Origin of the sequence: Catenovulum adriaticum, assembly GCF_026725475.1 — a bacterium.
Taxonomy (GTDB): Bacteria; Pseudomonadota; Gammaproteobacteria; order Enterobacterales; family Alteromonadaceae; genus Catenovulum; species Catenovulum adriaticum.
This window is the reverse complement of sequence record NZ_CP109965.1, coordinates 1,456,835-1,477,868: the sequence shown is the minus strand read 5'-3', so window position 1 is coordinate 1,477,868 and position 21,034 is coordinate 1,456,835. Positions and strand designations below refer to the sequence as shown.

At 37.3% G+C, this 21,034-nt stretch carries 15 protein-coding genes and 1 tRNA gene; 5 read left to right on the top strand and 11 right to left on the bottom strand.

Going from position 1 to position 21,034, the window contains the following annotated elements; genetic code table 11:
- Window positions 1-81: 81 nt before the first annotated feature.
- From OLW01_RS06585 to sohB, 6 genes are all read right to left on the bottom strand, one after another.
- Window positions 82-843, bottom strand: a complete 762-nt coding sequence (locus tag OLW01_RS06585) for a DUF599 domain-containing protein (RefSeq protein WP_268075958.1) — start codon at window positions 841-843, stop codon at window positions 82-84.
- Complete coding sequence (gene recD / locus OLW01_RS06580) at window positions 843-2,999, bottom strand: exodeoxyribonuclease V subunit alpha (protein ID WP_268075957.1); 2,157 nt, start codon at window positions 2,997-2,999, stop codon at window positions 843-845. Before recD ends, OLW01_RS06585 begins: the two co-directional genes overlap by 1 nt.
- Window positions 2,996-6,748 (bottom strand): exodeoxyribonuclease V subunit beta, encoded by a 3,753-nt coding sequence (gene recB / locus OLW01_RS06575; protein ID WP_268075956.1) that lies wholly within the window; start codon window positions 6,746-6,748, stop codon window positions 2,996-2,998. The genes recD and recB overlap by 4 nt, the downstream gene beginning before the upstream one ends.
- A complete protein-coding gene (gene recC, locus OLW01_RS06570) occupies window positions 6,748-10,227 on the bottom strand; it encodes an exodeoxyribonuclease V subunit gamma (RefSeq protein WP_268075955.1) in 3,480 nt (1,159 codons plus the stop codon). Before recC ends, recB begins: the two co-directional genes overlap by 1 nt.
- Window positions 10,228-10,347: 120 nt before the next feature.
- On the bottom strand, window positions 10,348-10,752 hold the full coding sequence (locus OLW01_RS06565; RefSeq protein WP_268075953.1) for a thermonuclease family protein: 405 nt from the start codon (window positions 10,750-10,752) through the stop codon (window positions 10,348-10,350).
- Window positions 10,753-11,013: 261 nt separating this feature from the next.
- Complete coding sequence (gene sohB, locus OLW01_RS06560; RefSeq protein WP_268076171.1) at window positions 11,014-12,060, bottom strand: protease SohB; 1,047 nt, start codon at window positions 12,058-12,060, stop codon at window positions 11,014-11,016.
- A gap of 1,267 nt (window positions 12,061-13,327) precedes the next feature.
- Between sohB and OLW01_RS06555 the strand changes: the two genes are divergently transcribed.
- From OLW01_RS06555 to OLW01_RS06535, 5 genes are all read left to right on the top strand, one after another.
- On the top strand, window positions 13,328-13,846 hold the full coding sequence (locus tag OLW01_RS06555; protein ID WP_268075952.1) for a PTS sugar transporter subunit IIA: 519 nt from the start codon (window positions 13,328-13,330) through the stop codon (window positions 13,844-13,846).
- Between the two features lie 2 nt (window positions 13,847-13,848).
- The gene (locus OLW01_RS06550; protein WP_268075951.1) at window positions 13,849-14,199 is read left to right on the top strand and encodes an ArsC family reductase; all 351 of its coding nucleotides are present in this window, start codon (window positions 13,849-13,851) and stop codon (window positions 14,197-14,199) included.
- 117 nt (window positions 14,200-14,316) lie between these two features.
- Window positions 14,317-15,459 (top strand): succinyl-diaminopimelate desuccinylase, encoded by a 1,143-nt coding sequence (dapE, locus tag OLW01_RS06545; RefSeq protein ID WP_268075950.1) that lies wholly within the window; start codon window positions 14,317-14,319, stop codon window positions 15,457-15,459.
- Window positions 15,460-15,472: 13 nt separating this feature from the next.
- Window positions 15,473-16,147: a M15 family metallopeptidase gene (locus tag OLW01_RS06540; RefSeq protein ID WP_268075948.1), complete on the top strand. Its 675-nt coding sequence runs from the start codon at window positions 15,473-15,475 to the stop codon at window positions 16,145-16,147.
- Window positions 16,140-16,367 carry a DUF2897 family protein gene (locus tag OLW01_RS06535; RefSeq protein ID WP_268075946.1) on the top strand — a complete coding sequence of 76 codons (228 nt, stop codon included), beginning with the start codon at window positions 16,140-16,142 and terminating at the stop codon, window positions 16,365-16,367. Before OLW01_RS06540 ends, OLW01_RS06535 begins: the two co-directional genes overlap by 8 nt.
- A 468-nt stretch (window positions 16,368-16,835) precedes the next feature.
- Here the strand turns inward: OLW01_RS06535 and OLW01_RS06530 are convergent.
- From OLW01_RS06530 to OLW01_RS06510, 5 genes are all read right to left on the bottom strand, one after another.
- A protein-coding gene (locus OLW01_RS06530) for an IS3 family transposase (RefSeq protein ID WP_268073582.1) occupies window positions 16,836-17,947 on the bottom strand; the annotation gives its coding sequence in 2 pieces (ribosomal slippage) (window positions 16,836-17,686 and window positions 17,686-17,947; 1,113 coding nt in all).
- Between the two features lie 582 nt (window positions 17,948-18,529).
- Window positions 18,530-19,423, bottom strand: a complete 894-nt coding sequence (locus OLW01_RS06525) for a hypothetical protein (RefSeq protein WP_268075944.1) — start codon at window positions 19,421-19,423, stop codon at window positions 18,530-18,532.
- Window positions 19,424-19,468: 45 nt separating this feature from the next.
- On the bottom strand, window positions 19,469-19,885 hold the full coding sequence (locus OLW01_RS06520) for a hypothetical protein (RefSeq protein WP_268075942.1): 417 nt from the start codon (window positions 19,883-19,885) through the stop codon (window positions 19,469-19,471).
- Window positions 19,875-20,675 carry a hypothetical protein gene (locus OLW01_RS06515; RefSeq protein WP_268075940.1) on the bottom strand — a complete coding sequence of 267 codons (801 nt, stop codon included), beginning with the start codon at window positions 20,673-20,675 and terminating at the stop codon, window positions 19,875-19,877. Before OLW01_RS06515 ends, OLW01_RS06520 begins: the two co-directional genes overlap by 11 nt.
- A gap of 204 nt (window positions 20,676-20,879) precedes the next feature.
- A tRNA-Pro gene (locus OLW01_RS06510) sits at window positions 20,880-20,956 on the bottom strand.
- Between the last annotated feature and the right edge of the window lie 78 nt (window positions 20,957-21,034).

Sequence of the window (21,034 nt, the reverse complement as noted above, 5' to 3'; positions counted from 1 at the left end):
ATTGGCTGTTCGATTAACGGCTGATTCAACGCCTAGTTTCGCAATAACACAACACTATAACAAAACGACAAAGCCTGCCTTTTAGTTATCCGGTCCGTTCACTTTTAAAGTTTTAGGGTTATCTCTGTAATATTGGCTCATACCTAGACCATCAACCAAAGTTTTTAATGAACGAGACCTAAACTCACGTAAATATAAAATTCTCATCACGATTAAACTTAACCCAATAAAAAGTAATGGATGAATAAACCAGCCCACAATCGATAATGCAAAATAATAAGATCGCATCCCACTATTAAAGTTATGTTGAGCTTGATCAATTAATTTGCCGGCATTAACGGCAAAAGCTTTTTTCATGTCTTCGGTTGCATTAGGATCATCAGTATTAGGCGCTGCCCCTATCATCACCGAAGCAAACCCATATTGTCTTAAAGCCCATGTGTATTTAAAAAAGGCATAAACCAACACTACAATAATTGCGAGTATTTTAAATTGCACCACAAACACAGTTTGTGGCCAAACCCAAGGTACATGTTGGACGATTTCATGAATAGTACCGGCTGAGGTTAACGCGGTTAATGCACCCGCAATAATAAACAACGTAGTTGAAGCAAAAAAGTTAATATTCTTTTCAATGTTACCCATTAAAGCCGCATCTAAAATTCGATTATCGCGCTCTAATAAGTGGCGCATCCAATCAATTCTTAAAATAATGAGGACACTGGATAAAGTCGCTCGTTTTTTTGACATTTTTCGAGCAAAAGTTGCATAACCAAACCAAATTGTTAAAAAAATTAAAACGACTGACATATCAATTATTTCAGCACTTAAAAAACGCATCATTAGCGATTACCTTGTGAAAAATTTATTAAGCGGTGAGCCAACCCCGAATAACGGTTTAGCTGAGTATTTAAAGCAGCATACCAAATTGGTTTCGCTGCGAGTATGATTAACTTTTGTTTTGCCCTAGTAAGCCCTGTATAAATTAATTCAGGCGATAATAAAGGGTTTGTTTGCTCTGGCAAAATTAACGCAACCTGCGAAAACTCTGAGCCTTGAGTTTTGTGAATCGTCATAGCATAAACAGTTTCAACTAAAGGCAAACGCGCTAAGCTTACTTTTTTATAACCAGATTCAGTCTCAAAATAGGCTTGTAATTTATTGTTTTCATCTGCCCATATTAAACCAATATCTCCGTTAAATAATCCATTAGTATAACTATTTTCAGTCACCATGACAGGACGTCCAGCATAATGCTGATTAATTTTTAAGTTAGCGATTTTTTTGGACAGCGCTTGTTCAATTTGAATATTTAACTGCTCTACGCCGGTTTGGCCGACTCTGTTAGGCACCAAAATTCTAAATTTAGCTAATGCGTCAAACGCTTGCTTTAGCGAACTTGCACGGCTAATTGCTAAATAATACTGCTGGCAAGCTGCATTAATAAATGTCTCTAACTGGCTCGGTTCAATCAAAGCTAATTCAATTGGTGAATCACTAAACTGATCAAGTTTGAGTTGCTCTGCTTCGTTTGGCGTCATTTTATGCCTTGATAGCCTCTGCCATGAATTTACAGGATTAGCAGTAATCACTTCTTTGGCAATTTCACCAATTTGACCACCAAAGCGGTGAGTTTTGGTTAAAAAGCTAATATGATCTGCTTTTTGTGCTGGGTTAATCACAACAGCTTGACCTGAAATTTGTTTGATTTGCTCTGCCGCTTTTGGGCTTACGCCTACTTGATAATTGGCGACTAAATCAGCCAATATATTGCCAGTTTCAACTGACGGTAATTGCTGGGCATCCCCCAATAAAATTAATCGGGTTGAATCAGGTAACGCCCTTAGCAGTCTGGCCATCATAGCTAAATCAATCATTGATATTTCATCAATTAATAATAAGTCACACTCTAATAGATTTAACGGGTTATATTTAGGCATGGTTTGGTTAGGTTTAATACCTAAAAGTCGATGTAAAGTACTTGCCTCTTCAGGAATTGCATCTAGTATCTGCAAATCAAGGCCTGCAGCTTTGAGCTGTTCTTTAGCACCGCAAATAGACTCTTTTAACCGTTGTGCCGCTTTACCAGTCGGCGCAGCCATTTTAATGTTCAGGCTATTCGATTTATGACTATCTGCCAATGAGCTGGCTTGTAACGCAGCTAATAAGCGAGTAACTGTATAAGTTTTACCTGTTCCGGGTCCACCACAGATAATACTCAGTTTTCTGCCCAATGCGTTGGCGACCGCAACTTGTTGCCAATCGGGTTCGTTTAAGTGGGCTTGTGTTTGCGGGAATAACTGGGTGAAAATGTCTTTAACAGCTTGTATTTGCTGTTGCGATACTGGGTGGTGCTGCGACTTTTCTTTTATTTTTTGAGCAACTTCGTTCTCAAATTGCCAATATCGTCTTAGATATACATGGGTTGAAGTGGTGTTAGTATTACTAGGCGCTGTAATATCGTGATCGCTTTGATCATGCGTGTTTTGATTACTCGTCGTTACATGACAACTAGAGTTGTCGCTACTAGCGGATAGCTTTAATAGTAAGTTTTCTACAATAATGGGCTGCTGAAATGGTTCAACGGGCGTTGATATCTTAGTTTTATATTCAATTAATCGATTAAGTAAGTGCGTTAATTGTTGATGGTCGGCAAATAAAAAACCTGGCTTATTAGCTGCCGGTGCGGCAACAGGCAATGTAGCAGATGAATTTAACTGAACTGTTTGTTCTACTTCGTTTTCCCATAAGGTTATTCCCGCAATATGCTTCAAAGGCAAACACGAGTGTCCTTGCCTTTGGTGCCATTGCAACGCTAAAAACAAATGAAAAATTTGTGCGTAGTCGTTTTCATCAAAGCGCGGTTGTAAGTCGTTTGATTGACTATCAATATCCACTTGATAAAATTGAAACATTTTATCTGCAAAAAAATAATCAATGGCTTCAATTGAATCTAGTGCTTGTTGGCATTGAATTAAGTTTAAATAAACGGGATTCATTCAGCCTCTCCAGAGCGAGTATCTTGGAGCTGAGCAATTTGTGGCTGCTCATTTTTAAGATAATCGTTGCTAAAAACTTGCTCAAGTTCGGTTAATAACTCACAGCTAATCGCGCTATGGTAAACACCATAAGGTTGATTATTGCTTTGTGCCATACCTCGTAAATACAAATAATAAACCCCACCAAAATGGAGTTCAGGTTGATAATCATCAAGTCGTTTTGTTAAATACCGATGCAAGGCTAAGCAGTAAATTAAATACTGTAAGTCGTAAAAATGTTGTTGGTTATTTAAAGTTAAAGCTTCTGGATTATAATCTTCCACTTGATAGCCTAAATGAGTCGACTTGTAATCAGCTACGTAATAACGGCCATTAAACTCAAATATTAAGTCAATAAACCCATGCATCATGCCATCTAATTCACTGGCGGTGGGTAAATAAATTGCCTGATTTTGTTTTCTGTGCTGCTTTAAAACCTTCATCAATAACCCAGTTTGGCTTTGTGATAACGGAAAATAAAATTCAGCTTCGCGTAAGGTTTGCTCGCGGCGCAAGTCCGCTAAACAAAAGCGTTGGGTTTCTGGCTCAATTACCGGTAGTTGGGTATGTAAAACCGAGTTTAGCCAAGCAATTAGTTCATTTTGCTGCTCGTCGTCTAATTGGCCAAAACGCGATACGGGCTCAGTAATTGAACTTTGCCAATCAGGCTCACTAAAATCTGTGTATTCTAAAATATCATGTAGTAAATTGCCGGTAGACGCCCCTTTTGCTAACGTAAATCGAAAAGCGTCTGGTGATATATCGGGGTTAAGAGTCGATTGCTCCGTGAGATTAAGTTCATCATTTATAGGTAAATTTGGTGTTGCTTGGGTATCAGCTGCTAATAAGTGAGCGGCCTCATCTTGTCGTTCGTAATCTTTTATACTGACTGAGGCATGCGCATTGCGGGTTATTTTTGAAAACGAATACAAGGACCAATTATCATTAATTTTAGTATTAAAGATTTGCGCTTGTATATTTTCATCTGGCACATCATTAGCGGTATATTGTAATGTTTCAAATTCTGGCGACAGCTCAATTAATTGACTCGAATGATGTGACGTTTCAACTAAAGCTTTTAAATAGTCAGGCCAAGCTTGTGCATTTTTAAGCTGTAGCGTTTTTGCTAAAGCTGAGTATTCAGATTGTTCAAACGGCGCAATGCCTAAATAACATCTATGCTCAGCTCGGGTAACCGCGACATATAATAAGCGAATAGATTCGGCAATGCCTTGCTCAGTTACTTTAGCAATGACCGATTGGTCTGCTCCAATTTGATGCACACTTTTTTTCAATGATTCATCGTAATAAGTGAAAAATTGTTTAGTCTGGCTACCAATTTTACTCGGGTCTGAATAAATGCTGGCAAATGGAATAAAGACCACCGGATATTCCAGCCCCTTAGAGCTGTGTTGAGTAATAATTCTAATTAAATTAGCTTCGCTTTCTAAACGCTGCTCTGCTTCATTGTGGCCATATTCTCTTTGTTGCCGATACCATTTAACTAACTGTTGTGGGTGTTTATACTGCCTAGTCGCTTGTTGCAACAATTCGGCTAAATGGATCATATTCGTCAGCTCACGCTCATGTTGGTGCGAAAGCGGCTGATAATAATGATGGATCAGATGCATTAACATCGCCATTACGCCCTTGTATTGCCACAATTGTTTAAGCTCTATTGCGGTATTTAGCGCAGCTTCCCATTCATCTTGATATTCCGCATGTTGGAATTTGGCTAGTTGCTCAGCGTTAAACCCAAATAATCGGGTGGATAACGCGCGAATTAATAAAGATTCGTTTTCTACCTCTAATAAGGCCGTTAATACATATTCAATTTCTTTGGCTTGCTCAGATAAAAATAAATTGGCTCTATCGCTTAAATATACGGCGCTTAGCCCAGCATTTGCTAAAGCTTGTTTAATAAATTCAGCTTCACGTCCGGTTTTAACCAATACCGCAATATCTTGCTGTTTAATTAACGCATCACCTAATTTAGCTTGCGTTAATAACCGAATGATTTCATTAGCGCACCATGTAGATAAGCTTTGACAATAATCCTCTTTTGTCGCATTACCCTTACTGCCTGTAGGTTTAGCAACCGAATCCAAATAAACATAGTTAATTGCACCAAATGATTGATTTTCATCCGTTAATGGCCGTTTATTAGCCGCCGCTTTTGGGGTTGAATGAATGTTTTCATAATCGATTCCATATCCAAAAACTGATTGGGCATTTTGATTTAATGGCCCCCCCCAAAATAAACGATTATAACCTGTTACAACCCCAGCCATAGAGCGCCAGTTGGTATCCATTACCCATTTAAAATCGGCCGCGTCTCTGGCTTTTAAATAAGTAAAAATATCTCCGCCTCTAAAACCATAAATGGCTTGTTTAGGATCGCCAATCATCATTAAACAATGCTGAATATCTGATTTTGGATATAAACAATCCAAAATTTGGTATTGCGCAGCATCCGTATCCTGAAATTCATCAACTAACGCAACTGGAAACAAGGTGTTTAATGCACAGGTTAATGGTTTAAGCTGCGCCTTGTTTGCACAAGATGCACTTTCGGCGATATGAGTTGTCTCGTTGGGGTTATTCGCTACTTGCTTTTCTGCCTGCAGCAGTTCACTTAATTGCACAATTAAATCGTCAAAATCCATTAAACTATTTTGCTGTTTAGCGACAATAAAAGCTTGTTTAATTTGATAGATGCCTTGTAAAACCAACTGACAAATTGGCACACTTTCGCGTTGCTGCTGCACCTTTGATTCAAGTTTGCTAATATCTTTTTTAACTTGTTCTCTAAGCTGTTTAAAGGGTTCAAACAAAGATTTTAAAAACGCATTACCTCTGTATCTATTTCCATTTATAAAATCGCCTGCAGCTTTAGGCGCAAGTTCGCTACTGTCAGAGTCTAGCCAATTGAGCAACTGAAACCACTCATCCAAGCGCAGATCTTTATCTTTATGATGAGTCACTAATGCTTCAAATACGGCGTCTTGCTCCGCACATAAATCTTTTTTTATCGCTTGTTTTTGTACATAACAAGCGTGCGCATAAGTTGACAAGGCTAGCTGCTGACCTTGCGCTACTTTACTTTCATCGACAGCGGTTAACACCTCGTTTTGGCGAATTGCATTTGAAAAGTGCTTTAAAAATTGTTCAGGTGTATGCCAGTTATTTTGTTGTAACAACGCAAATTCAGCTTCATTCTGATTAATTTTTCTTAGCCAGTCTTGTGCTGCAGTTAATAATAACTCGCTGGTATCTGCTTCCATTTTGGTGTCAAAATCGATGCCACTGGCAAAGGCTTGTTGTGACAATACTCGATTACAAAATCCATGAATGGTAAAAATAGCGGCTTCATCTAAATCTAGTAGAGCGAGCTTTAAAATGGGCTTAACTCTATCCGCCGGATACTTTTGTTCCATACTCGCAAAAAATGGATCACTCTGCCCTAAGTTTCCCCAGTTATTTAAGGCATTTCTCAGCTCTTTATCAATTCTGGCTTTTAATTCTTGGGTAGCAGCTTTAGTAAAAGTCATCACCAAGATTTGCTGAACACTAAGCTGTTTTTCAATTAAAAACCTTAGGTACAAGCGAGTAATGTTAAAGGTTTTACCAGTGCCGGCACTGGCTTCAATTAAATGACGCCCCTGTAATGGGAGTTCGCTAGGCGCTAAAATTGCAGGCGTTTGACTCATTATTTCACATCCTGTAGCGCATCGTATAACGGATAAAAAGCCTTAATTAAGGTTTCATGGTTGTTACTATCAAACGCTTGTTCAACTGGAAAAAACCATTGATAATATTCATTGTTCATTAATATTTCCGTTTGGAATTTTTCCCAAAGTATTATTTGCTCAGGGTTAGACGATAGTTCGTTAACTTGTGGCTTTTGTTTTTTATTTAAGGTTTTGCCTAAATAAACTTTGGCTAAATCCGCATAATATAAGCTTGGCGTTTTTACCCCTTGTTGCCACATTTTAATTAACTGCGTCAAGTGTTCTTTGGCTTGTTCTGAATCCATCTCAAGCGATAATCGTACTTGGCTTACGCCATCTTTTTTCGAATTTAAAAATACGCCGGTACTGTTAACTTGACTTAGTGGCGATTCACCTTGATTAAAATATATACAAGCCATTAAGTGATTCAACCAAAGCCGAATATCATCTTTAGCTTTGCGCACAGCCGCCCGCCACACAACAATATTCGGTTCAGGCCTGTTTAAGCTTTTTGGATGAGTGTCTGAAGCGCTCACTACATTATAATTTGCCTCAGGGTTGTATTCTGATTCATTAGCTGGGCCAGCTAAACATATTTGGGTAGATAATAAATAACCATTTACTTCAAGCTTAATATGTTGATTTAACAGCGTGTTAAAACCAAGTTTTTCAACCATAAGTTCAGATAACGCCTGACTATTTTCAATTACCTGCTGTTTTAGTGGCGACTCTGGTAAACGACCAGATAAACTTACTTGACGCGCTAACGGGTTAAGCAAATTTTCAGTTACCTCTGTATGTGGTCGAGGCACTGCTGACGTTAACATTTGCTGACAAAATGACTGGCGCAACAAATATTCATCTAACACATTCACACTAAAAGGTTCAACATCTTCTAGATTCAGTTGATAGTCAGACAAGTTAAGATTGAGCTGCTGTCTAGCAAAATAAGCAAGAGGATCAGCAAAAAAGCGCACTAACTCTTCAATATCCACCTCTATTAAGGTGTCCTCAGCATGAGTTGCTGATAAATAAGTATGTGCCTGACTGTCTGATGGCTGATGATTATTATTTTTAGGATAAATTAAACGACACCAATTTTTATCAAAACTAGGCCATTTACCCCGATAAGCTTGTTCACTAAACGCATGAAGTGGATTCACCTTTAATTGATTATTTTCAGGGAGTAATGCTGTATCCAATACAAATTGCCAACCGTAAGCTTGGCTCAAATAATCCATTAGCTCTTTTAAAATTAAGCTGGGTTGACGCGCTTCATTGTTTCTAATATCTCGTCCTTGATAGCTTAAATACAGACTATTACGAGCTGAAATAAGCGCTTCTAAAAATAGGTATCTATCGTCACCCCGTCGCGATCTATCACCTAATTTAGCTTGAGTGGAGGCCATTAAATCAAAACTAATTGGGTTTTGCTGGCGTGGGTACTGGCCATCATTTAATCCTAAAATAGCAATTACTTTAAACGGAATACTGCGCATAGGCACCATAGAACAAAAGGTAATTTGGCCTGTTAGAAAATGATTGCTTGCATCGGGCTGGCTAAAAAGCTGAGTCAAAAAATAACGAACGGTCGATAAATCAAGTGACTCATTAAATTCAGCTTTTTCGCAGCGTTCGGTTAACGCATTAATCGCATTATCTATAATAAAAAATGCATCTTGCTCTTGATCGTTTTCAGCAAAAAATTGCGTTTTTAATTCGTGCAAATATTGATGCCACTCAGCAGGCGTTCTATTTAACGTTAAACTTTTTGCATGGTATTGTAAGCGTTCTAATAAAAAGCATAACCGCCCGAGTAATATAGCGTTATTGCCTTCTACATGAGGCAACCATAGTTGCTCGTTTTCAATATGAGCTTCATCGCCCCAAGCGAAACCATAAATGAGTCGATCAAGGCCCCATTGCCAGGTAAAAGTAGCATCCGCGCTATTTAAATGACTCATTTTTGCTTTATGTGATTCATCAATTCCCCAATGAACGGCCGCCTCTGATAGCCAATACTCTATGGTGGATAATTCACTTTCGCTAAAACCAAACTGAGCTTGCAGTGCTGGCAAACGGATATAATCTAAAATTTTACTCACTTCAAAGCGACTGTCTGGCAAATTGAGTAAATCGGTAAAACTGTTAATGAGTGGCTCTGCATCTAATGAATTTCGATCTGCAATAGAGCAAGGTAATTTTATTTCATTGTCAGCACCGTACTCAATGGGTCGTTTAAATACAGCCTCAATATAAGGTGCGTAATCTTCAATCGCGGGGCACATCACCACAATATCCTGTGGCTGCAAACTTGGATTTTGTTTAAATTGATGCAATAAATAATCGTGTAAAACTTGAATTTCTCTTAATGCACTATGGCTTGCGCTAACAACGATAGAGTCATCAACTCTAGGTTCAGCAGGTTCAGTAGTCAAAGCTTCGTGGCGTGCGTCCTGTAGCGTTAAAATGTCAGCTTGAATCTGTTGCAAAACCGAGCGTTTGTCTACGTCAGAATCAAGTGTGTCTAAATCGCTGTATGCACTAATTTCAAAAGTATCTAGCTGCTGTAAACTATTAAAAAATGCCCGCCCTTGCCCACCTAAGTTGGCTAATATAGGGTTGCTGAGTTCAGTTTGATCGTTATCCCAATTAATATTTTGCTGTAACTTGTCTCGCTTTGCTTTTATTTTATCAGTTTGAATATCTCCCCAAAATTCGACACTGGGGTTTAAATGAAATAAGTGCACTGGAATATGCTGCGAAATGGCTTCAAAAAATGACAAGCTTTTAGGTGGTAAAGCGTTAATTCCAAAAATGTAAATTTGCTTAGGCAGTTTATCAAGGTGGTTAGGTAATTGAGAAATTGCTAAATCTTGTAAATTAGCTTGATGATAGGGCGCCTTATCTACAAGTGATCGCCAAATTTCAGCTTGCCAACTTGCGGTATTTAATAAACTATCAGTTGATAATTCATCCGGTTGCCGGTGCGCTTGCCAAGTGTCTAGCCACTCTGGCCGGTACAACATATATTGCTCAAATACATCAGCTAATTTACTGGCGAGTTGAAAGCGCCTTAATTGCTTTGAATGCTGCGCCGTTTGCCAATACTGATTCACTTCATCAGAAAATGATGAATTTATAAATTCGCTTTGCGTTAAAATATGTTCAATTCTAAACGCTAAAATTTCACGGCTATAGGGAGATTTTCTAGGAATTAAATCATCACCTAAAATTTGTCGGGCTAAATTCCAAATAAATCGGGATGGCATTGGAAAATCGATATTCATAGCAACGCCTTGGCTGGCCGCCAGTTGCATGTTTATCCAGTGTTGCATTCCTTGGCTTTCAACTAAAATTTCATCTTGTTCAAAAACCGAAGCTTGGCGTGTTGCTAATACTTTTTCCAATAAAATGATCAAATCTTCAAGTCGATTTGATGGATAAACAATAAACATACTAACCCTAAAAACGCCCACTTTGTAATAAGTAAATGATAAACGCTAAATGGCTCAATTTATAGAGGTTTTACCTGTCTGTGGTCCACAATATTTTAATAATAAACAATTAAGGTTAAGTTAACACCAAGGGTTTTGTTTTTTGCCACCTTGATACCGCACCGCTAAATTATGCTGTATTAATAAATCAGCTAAATCGATGCCATCAATTAACACCACGGCCAGTATTCTAAAATATTTATCACGTTGAATTTGCGTTAACGTAATTTGTTTGGCCGAGCTTAATGTATTTAACGTAAAACGCTTTGCTTGTTTGGCTAATTGTTTCTCTTGATGGCATTTACCTCTAATTTCAGGAGTGTCTGCCCCACTCACGCGAACATTAATTTCGTGACCAATTATAGCTGGCCAATCGGCCAAATTAACGGTAAACGTGTCGCCGTCATACACTCTAATTAATTCACTAACTTGAATATCACCAAAATCTGGTGGGCTGGCAAATACTCTAGCGCTCAAGGCGCTCATAAAAAAACCAAATAAGAGGGCGTAAAAAGTAGCTTGTTTCATTTATATTTTATTTTTATTAGACTGCAATAACTGACTAATCGTCAATATACAGTTAATCATTTGAATAACAAGCAATAAAAGATAAATGGTAGACAAAAAATAACGAGAGTGCGGATGGGGGTGAATGCGTTTTTTACAGCATATTATATCGGGTATAAAAACTGAACAGGCTCAATAATGAAAAAGCCTGCTCGTGTGAATTTAACTTTGAGAGTATGCTTACCTAAATTTGAGCTCAGATAGTTTGGTATAAAAACGGACAAATAAAGTTTCGAATGCTGTGCTAGCTGCAAAGGGCAATTTTTCCATAACACCTTTATTTACTTTATATTTAAATTGGTAAACTGAATGATTGGCTACTTGTTCAAATACATAATCATCACTCGTTTTAAGTTCGTCAACTAAACCCAATTTAAGTGCTTGTGATCCCATCCAATGTTCACCTGTGGCAACAGATTCAACATTTAAGCCACTGCGATATTCGCTAATATGTTCAACAAATAAGTGATGAATTTCTTCTAACTCAGATTTGAATTTTTCACGTGCTTTATCTGTATTTTCACCAAACATAGTTAAGGTACGTTTAAATTCACCTGCAGTAATTTGCTCAAACTCAACATGATTATTTTTAAGTACTTTATTAAAATTGGGTAATTGAGCTATCACCCCAATTGAGCCAACAATTGCAAATGGCGCGCTAATAATTTTATCGGCAACACATGCCATCATATAACCGCCACTCGCAGCTACTTTGTCTATCGCTATCGTTAACGGAATGTTTTTAGCTTTAATTCTAGCTAATTGAGATGCGGCTAAACCATAGCCATGAACCACACCGCCACCACTTTCTAAACGAATTAATACTTCGTCTTCAGGTGTTGCAACTGTTAAAACGGCGGTTATCTCTTCTCTTAAATGCTCAACTTCATGCGCATCGATACTGCCTTTAAAGTCGATTACAAATAAACGTTTGTCATTTTTGTCCGTTTTCTCTTCAGATTTCGCTTTAGCCTGCTTTTTAGCTAATTTAGCTGCTTCTTTAGCTTGTTTTTGCTTTTGCTTTAATTGGTTTTTATCTAGTAATTCAGACTCTATAGCTGATTGTGTTTGTTTAAAACGTTCGGTTAAATTATTGACTTCAAGCTCACCTTTTTGTGCCGATTTACCTTTTTTAGCACTGGCTGCTACCGCTACAATAACGATAAAAGCTAAAACAAAAGTTACTGTTTTAGTAAAAAACAACCCATATTCGTATAAAAATTCCATCATAATTCTCTTTAAAGGTTACCAATTAAGATAGCTTATCATAACAAAGTTGTTTGGGTTAAGCTCTTATAGTTAAGACTAACACTGCATTTAGCTTGATTTTAACTAAACTTGCCTGTTTTAGTTAAAAGAAAACATTAAAACAAGCTATAAAAACGATTGATTAAAAAATAACACAAACAAAATACACATAAAAAACAACAACATAGAACCACAAAGCAATTCAATCAACAAGGATATCCACAAATCTAGTGGATAACCCTTAAAAACAATATAAACCTCTTATTATAAGCTGATAAATTGGTCAAAAAAATCAATCAACAAGTCAATTTTTGACCAGTTTAAAAAATTGTCAATTTACGATTTATTTATGGCATTAAATCGCGCATCAATTCCTCACAAAAAGGTTTTTAAAAACCAAAAACTGAATAAGCGATCAAAAAACAGACACAATAAAAAACAATACAAATCATAAACTTAAAACTTACACACCGACTCACCCACAAAGTTATCTACAGTTTTTGTGGATTACTTAGTGAAAATAAAACAAACCTTACTAAAATTTAAATAAATGGATATTTTAACACCAGTTTAGCTATGGCTGCCATTAAGTTATTCACAGATTTAAGTTTAAACATGTTAAAAAACACTCAATTATTGAATAAATAATTTAAAATTTACAAGGTTATACACAATATTGTGAATAAATTAATACTTCACCCTTTAATAACTTAATTGTCCGGCTATTACTTAAAATCATGGATTACTTTGTCTCTTTACCAAAGGTTGAAGCGTTCAATATTGTTGAGTTTTAAATCACGATACATAACACTTAAAATAAAACATGTAATTACACCCAGCATAAACCTGTTATTTTGGCATCTATAGCAATATTTTTATCATAAAGTCTTATTTCTCTATCTTATGCGCAAAAAACAACCAGATTTTTTTATCTTTAAATACAGTTACTTAGACTTTACCCACTGGCTACTCAACAGGCTTATCAACAGTTTTTGTGGAAGAATGCAATTAAAAGTGCATATTTCAATTAAATCAGCGTAAATTAACAAATATACGTTTTATTTATGTGTATAAATAAGTTTAATTCACCAGTTACTCACATAATTATTCACAACCTAAATATGTGTAGCTAGAAATGCATAAACTCTGATAAAGAAAATGGCTCACTCTATCGCAATTTTTCATAGTTTAGGTAAACTAACTGCATTCTCAATACCGGTATTTATTCGCTTAGCCTGCGCTAGCGTTGCCAATATCAATCAGCCAAACGATCAAATCAAAAGTGACGAATCAACCAACGCAATTTAAACTCTCTGTCATGGCGCCTTGTAACGCCAAATTGCAAACGCTTGAGTCACATCCTTTAGAGTTGGTTCAGGCGGGTATTCTAGGGCCTGGCGTTTGTTTTGAGCCACTTGGTAGTCAAATATTTAGTCCTATTTCAGGTGAAGTGGTTTACCTACCCGAAACCTGCCATCAAATTAGAATAAAACATCCATCCGGTGTACTCATTCACATTGAATTTGGAATAAACACCCAAACATTAATGGCTCATAGCTTTAAACGTTATGTAAAAGCGAATGAAGTTGTCAAACGAGGATACCTCCTGTTTGACTACAACTTACCTTTACTCAACCAAAGGTTAGATTCAACAATGAGTTTTATGGGAATTGCTAATTTAACGGAGAATTACCAATTTTCAGCGTTTTATCATTCCGTAAAAGCAAAACAAGACGTCGCTTTTGTTATTCAAACTAAGGTTTAATTATGCTCACTCTTTATGGTATTAAAAATTGCGATACCGTTAAAAAAGCCAAAAAATGGCTCGACGATAATCAAGTTCAGTATCAATTTCATGATTTCAGATCAGATGGCATCACCCAACCACAAATTGAGCTTTGGTTAACTCAAATCGCTTGGGACAAATTGTTAAACAAGCGCAGCACCACTTATCGTCAGTTACCCGACGAAGTAAAAAATAACTTAAGTGAAAATAACGTTGCCGAATTATTAGCTGAGCAACCCACATTAATTAAACGGCCTGTGGTCGAACATCAACAAACTTACTCAGTTGGGTTTAACGCAGCAAATTGGCAAGATAACTTTGCTAAAGCTTAACAATATAAAGCGAAAACCATACACCTAATAACAGCTAATATAGGTTATATAAGCCGCTTGATATTAGTTACAGGCGAGTATGCTTTTATCTAAAAATATATTCATTAGAGGTTAACTATGAGCCAAGTCATAGATGTATTAAAAGATTTAATCCAACGTCAATCTGTCACACCGGAAGATGCCGGCTGTCAGGAAATGATGGGCGACGCACTAAATGCACTTGGATTTAATATTGAATCCATGGTTTTTGAAGACACTACTAATATGTGGGCTCGAAGAGGTACACAAGATCCCGTATTTTGTTTTGCAGGCCATACTGATGTAGTCCCTACTGGCCCAATTACCTCGTGGAAAACGCCACCTTTTGTCCCAACCGAGTTAGATGGTTACTTGCACGGGCGTGGCACCGCAGATATGAAAGGCAGTTTAGCGGCTATGATGGTAGCAACTGAGCGATTTGTAAAAAAGCACCCTGATCACAAAGGCTCAATTGCATTTTTAATTACCAGTGACGAAGAAGGCCCATTTATCAATGGGACAACTAGGGTAATAGATACCCTAGAAGCACGTAATGAAAAAATAACTTGGGCTTTAGTTGGCGAACCTAGCAGTACCGATAAAGTAGGCGATGTTATTAAAAATGGTCGCCGAGGCTCCCTAAGCGCTGATTTAACCGTAAAAGGAATTCAAGGTCATGTTGCCTACCCTCACCTTGCAAAAAATCCAGTGCATTTAGCCTCGCCAGCGTTAACTGAATTAAGCCAAATTGAATGGGATCAAGGTAACGAATTTTTCCCACCAACCAGTTTTCAAGTTTCTAATATTCACGCAGGTACTGGTGCAACCAATGTTGTTCCGGGTGAGCTAACAGTTCAATTTAATTTTAGATACTCAACCGAATTGACGGCCGATGAGTTAGTAAAAAAAGCAGAAGCTATTTTAGATAAACATCAGCTTGAATATGACATTGACTGGACGTACAACGGCTTACCATTTTTAACCGACAGTGGTGATTTTGTAAAAGCAGCTAATTATGCTGTTGAAAAAGTAGCCGGCTATAAACCACAATTATTAACAACAGGTGGAACATCTGACGGCCGTTTTATTGCCCCAACAGGCGCACAAGTGGTTGAACTAGGTCCAGTAAATGCCACTATCCACCAAATTGATGAATGCGTCAAAATGGCAGATATTGAGCAACTAACAGATATGTACGAAGCCATGCTAACTTATTTATTAACTGACAGCGTCAAAGCTTAAACGGTTAATCAATATGCAATTCACCCAAGCACAGCTAACCGGACTAAACAATACTCATTTATTTGAGCTTTATCCTAATCACTGTGTGCATATTAAAGCGGTGAGTGCCGTACAGTCACTGCAAAAAGCCAGCAAACAAGCTGGCTTTGACCTACGTCTTGCTAGTAGCTTTAGAAGTTTTAACCGCCAGCAAATCATATGGAATAACAAAGCCAGTGGCAAACAAACCTGTTTTAATCGAAATGAAGAAAAGCTAAATATTGCTGAGCTTTCAGCATTTGAATTAGCTGACAGCATTTGTTTTTTTAGTGCGATTCCGGGCACCAGCCGACACCACTGGGGAACTGATTTTGATATTTTTGATGCTAATGCTTATCAGGCTGGACAATCTCCGGCGCTAACCCAAAGTGAATATCTAACAGACGGCCCTAACTATCCACTTTATACATGGTTACAAGAAAAAGCCGCTGAATTTGATTTTATATTTCCTTTTACTTCAGATAAAAATGGCGTAAGCCCAGAACCTTGGCACATTAGCTTTTTACCTGTTAGCCATCAAGCTTCGTCACAGTTTTCAAAAGATCATTTAAGCCATTTGCTGAATGATCAGGCTATTCTGCTATCAGATGTTATACTCAAAAACATTGACTATTTTTATCCCAAATATATAGGACAATATCATGTCTAACCTTGTTATCATTATTCTTATCATTGTTGTTGTCGTTGCTTTAATAATCGGCCCGCTTTTTATGCTTGAAGGTAATGGTCGCTTTAATATTCCTAAAGGATTCAAAAATAAACAAGGTTATGATCAGGATGAAGAAGATGATTGGGATCAAGACCGTCATCAAAGTGCTCAAAGTTCAAGCGAACCTAAACCAAGTGAAAGTGTTGATGATAAAAAGTAAAAATAACGCAGTGTTAAAACGCGATGTAAAATCGCTGCTACCATTTTTTATATGGTATTGGATGTGGTTAAAATGTGGGGAAGAATAGCATAAGCTATGGAAAAGATTGGTCGGATTGAGAGGATTCGAACCTCCGACCCCTGACACCCCATAAAAACAACAAAAATAACTTTAAAATCAAAATATCACACAAAGAAACCATACAAATCCAACCTTACAATTCATTAGAAATGTAAAATAAATAAATACTTTAAAATCAGATATTTAATAAAAAACCAAAACCACTGTATTTGCGAACGGGTAAAACACATAAACAAAGCTAACATTTATAAATAATTAAAAACATCTCAAAATAACAATTTAATTTTATATTTAATTGATATTTCTCACGAAAACACAAATCCACAATTGAATTAAATTCTAAACTCAATATATTTTCCGTGAGCATAACCGGTAATACACCCATTTTTAATTGACGCTAAAAGTAGAAGGTTGCGTTATTAAAGCCTGTTTGTATTTCGGTGGTATGCCACCAATTGCCTTATTTGGTCGTTCATTGTTGTAAAACCATAGCCATTCTGTCGCATGATCTTGCACTTCGGCAATACTGCTGAATAAATACTGGTTCAGCCATTCGTAGCGAACGGTGCGGTTATACCGCTCCACATAAGCATTTTGCTGTGGGTTGCCTGGTTGGATAAATTTTAGTTCAACATCACGTTTTTCAGCCCACTCAGCCAATAACGCACTGATATATTCCGGGCCATTGTCACTGCGGATTTGCCTGGGCTTTCCACGCCATTCAATAACTTGATTGAGAGTGCGGACAACACGTTCAGCTGGCAGCGAGAAGTCTACTTCAATCGCCAGACCCTCACGATTAAAATCGTCAATGATATTGAGTAGCCTGAAGCTGCGGCCATCAACAAGCTGGTCATGCATAAAATCCATAGACCAACACTGGTTTATCGACTCAGGCACAGCAAGTGCTTCAGGTTTATCCCGTTTTAAGCGCTTCTTAGGCTTTATGCGCAGATTAAGCTCCAGCTCCCGATAAATCCTCAACACCCGCTTATGGTTCCAGCCAAAACGTTTCACATTACGTAAAAAGTAAAAACACATACCAAAGCCCCAACTGCGGTGATTTGTCGTTAGCCAAAGCAGCCAGTCAGCAATTAGCGCGTTCTCGTCACTCAGTTTGGCCTGATAGCGATAACAGGTTTCGCTAATCCCAAACAAGGAACACGCTAACTTGATGGCAATGGAATGGTTTTGCACCGCCTTTTGCGCCAACTCCCGTCGGCGCGACGGCTTTACCACTTTTTTTCGATGGCCTCTTTGAGGATTTCAGCCTTTAGTCGCTCCTCGGCATACATCTTTTTAAGCCGTGCATTTTCGGTTTCCAGCTCTTTTAATCGGGCCATCATGGACGCATCCATGCCGCCAAACTTGGCGCGCCATTTATAAAAGGTAGCCGAACTCATGCCATGCTCGCGGCATAGCTCCGGAACCGGCGCACCGGCTTCCGCTTGTTTTAAAATTGCCAGGATTTGGCTGTCGCTAAATTTTGATGTTTTCATGCAGAATCTCCTGCGTTTATGTTACGAGAAAATTCTACTTTTGACGTCAGTTATTTTTAGGGTGTATTACCAACCGACTTCGCATTTTTCAAATGCCGCTTCGCGGTCTGTTTTTGCTACGCAAAAAAATCACTAAAAATTATCTAATAATAATTTTAATAAGGTATATTCAAGTGGGTGGAGGGCTCCAGCCATGACTAGCTCAAAAAATTAGAATATCCAAATGGCTAACAGAAAACTACCCTGATGATTCACCAACACGAGCAACTGTTATAAATTGGATTAAATCTGGTCAAATTAAAGGGGAACGTGTAGGCGATAACGTAGTTTCACCCTACTGAATACACAGAACCAAACGCAACAGCAACCCAACCAGCGCTGAATGTGGTCACTGGACCCAATTTACCAGCACAAACATCAGTAAAGTATTTTCAAAAGTAAGGGATAAACTAGGAATTAGATCGGAACTGGACAAACCCACGCGCCCTACTTTTCACGAAATAAGAGCGCTGAGCATTCATCTATTTACCAAAGCCGGCTACGACCCACAATCACGAGCCGCACATACTGATGCTAAATCAACTAAGATATATCAACGAGGCCATGTTGAATGGGTGGAAGTACCTGCAGGGGAGGTTGGTTGATTTCGCTAGATTTGACTTCACATTGTGACCCTATCTCGATGTAATTTTTCACATTTTCGTCGAATCTTGATGAGACATCTGGCCAATCAATATTGTTTTCAATGTGACAAAATTTACATAATTCACTATAAACAATTCTAGCTATAGAGTTGGATAGCCCATAGGTGTTATTGGGGCCTTCCATTAAAGGTAACTTATAAGCAACACCTACAGCTTGAAACATAACAACAGGGGTGTTTTCAGCGTGGCTAATATTAAATACCTCCCAGATAACAAACCACCAAGTTAACAATTTAATAAACCTATCATCATCTAATTTATTTGACAAAAGATATCGTTTAAAATCTTGATCTTCTTCAACCAGTTTTCCAACTTCCACTATTGGATTACCTCGTTTCAGTTCTGAAATATGTTTAAAGATATCTGGAGAATTCGAAGGGAACAATCTGCGGTATAACTTTGACTTATTTGAAAAATTAATGTTATATCGATTTTCTAATTCTTTTAATGTTTCAAAAAATACTTCACGATGCTTATAATAATTAGAGAAATTATTATTCTGCATTGACACTCGTATTGACTCCGCCGTTTGTTGTGTACGGTGATTGGACGCAACAATTGCTGCGAATGGTATAGCTAGAGATGCAATTCCAATGGGTAACCTAAATAAAGTCCAAAAATATTCAAAGCACTTATCTGAATAGCACATGCTTAGATTTAATTTGAAGAAAAAGAAAACTGATAAAACAAGAGCTAGTAATATAGGTATGCTTATCGATAGCCAAAAGGCTTTTAATTGAAATAAATTATTGTGAGTTGAATTTTTATTCATTTATATTAGAAATAGCTGACAATTTAGCTTTGAATGATGTGCGTATTATGCAACATTAGTTTTATTTACGTTATCACAAGCACTTAATAGCCTTTGAGACAACTCTCTAATAAGATTTAGCTGTTCCAAGGTAAAATCTTCATCTAAATCGTAATCTGCGTTATGTCTTATCGATTTCATTCTATTCAAACAAGCGCTAATGCTTTTAAGCTTTTTCTTGTCTAGTGCCTTTTCGTAAAAATGAGCTTCTTTCGATAAGTAATAAACTAATGTAGAGTGAGTGCTACTAGGTTTATCATCTTCACCACGGTAATCAGGTACCGGAAATTCTAAAATTGATAAAGCTCTATGGTAAGCACCATAATACTGTTCCCTAGCTGCACATCTATATTCAATTTCTGAATCAGCATTCTCGAAAGTCTTATTTGATTTATCCAATATATCTTGGTAATTAATAGACACAAGCCACCTCTCTAATCTCCCTTTGAGCATCAGGAACTGAAATTCGCGTAATCCTAGTTGCAATTTTAGCAATTGAGTCATCATCGAGAATTTCGAGCAAGTGATCCATTAAATCCATATTTGCATCAATACAGTCAAAATCTTGATCGCAAGAAGTAAAATGTAAATCTATGAGTTCAGAATCGATAATATTCATTCCAGAACCAATGAATTTGATATTTTTACTTTCCATGTAAGAAATGCTCTCGTGAGTAGCTGTTTTTAATTGTTCAAAACTTAAATTCAACGATGTTAATGCTGCCGAAACATACTCATAAATCTCTTTATAAACATCGAATTCTTCATTTCTAGAATCCCCTTCAAAAAATTCACATTGCTCTAATATAAATTTCGCTTTTTCCATATCAAAGGTTTCTATACACGACTTTAAAGATTCTATAAGCAAACTTGCATATCCGTTTGTGGTAGCTATAGAGAATGCCAAGTCATGGGCTTTTAAATGCGCATTCCCAAGTTTAAGTGCTGAGATATAATTCCCTGCGTTAACAACCCTAACTCCACCGCTTATTCTTTGGGCTTTTTTGAAAAAGCAGTCTGCAGAACTTAGATCCCCATTCCAAATATGAAGCATAGCCATCAAGCACTCCTTATCTTCACTAACAGGAATATCAGATATCTGCTTTTTCAGCCTTAGAAAATCAATTGGTAGAAGTTCATTCCCTGAGACCATAGTATCCAAAATCCTGCTCACGATATCGTTATATTTAGTTTGTGGAATAGCTTTTGGCAATGTAAAAGATCCTAAATAGGTTTATAAAACATTCTAACTTGAGCATTGTACAAAAATAAGTTATAGCTTAAAACAAACAAAATCAAATTTAATTTAACTAATTCTATCACTGGATAAGGGAACGGAAATGGAACGAATATGGAACGGTTAAATCTATAGGGAAGAGAAAACCGAAATAAATCCGTTTATTATCAGTTGTTTAACTGGTCGGATTGAGAGGATTCGAACCTCCGACCCCTGACACCCCATGACAGTGCGCTACCAAGCTGCGCTACAATCCGACTTGTCGATATAATAATTAAATACTCAGCTATTGCAAGTATTTAATTATTATTAAGTTTATTTAAATTACTGATTGA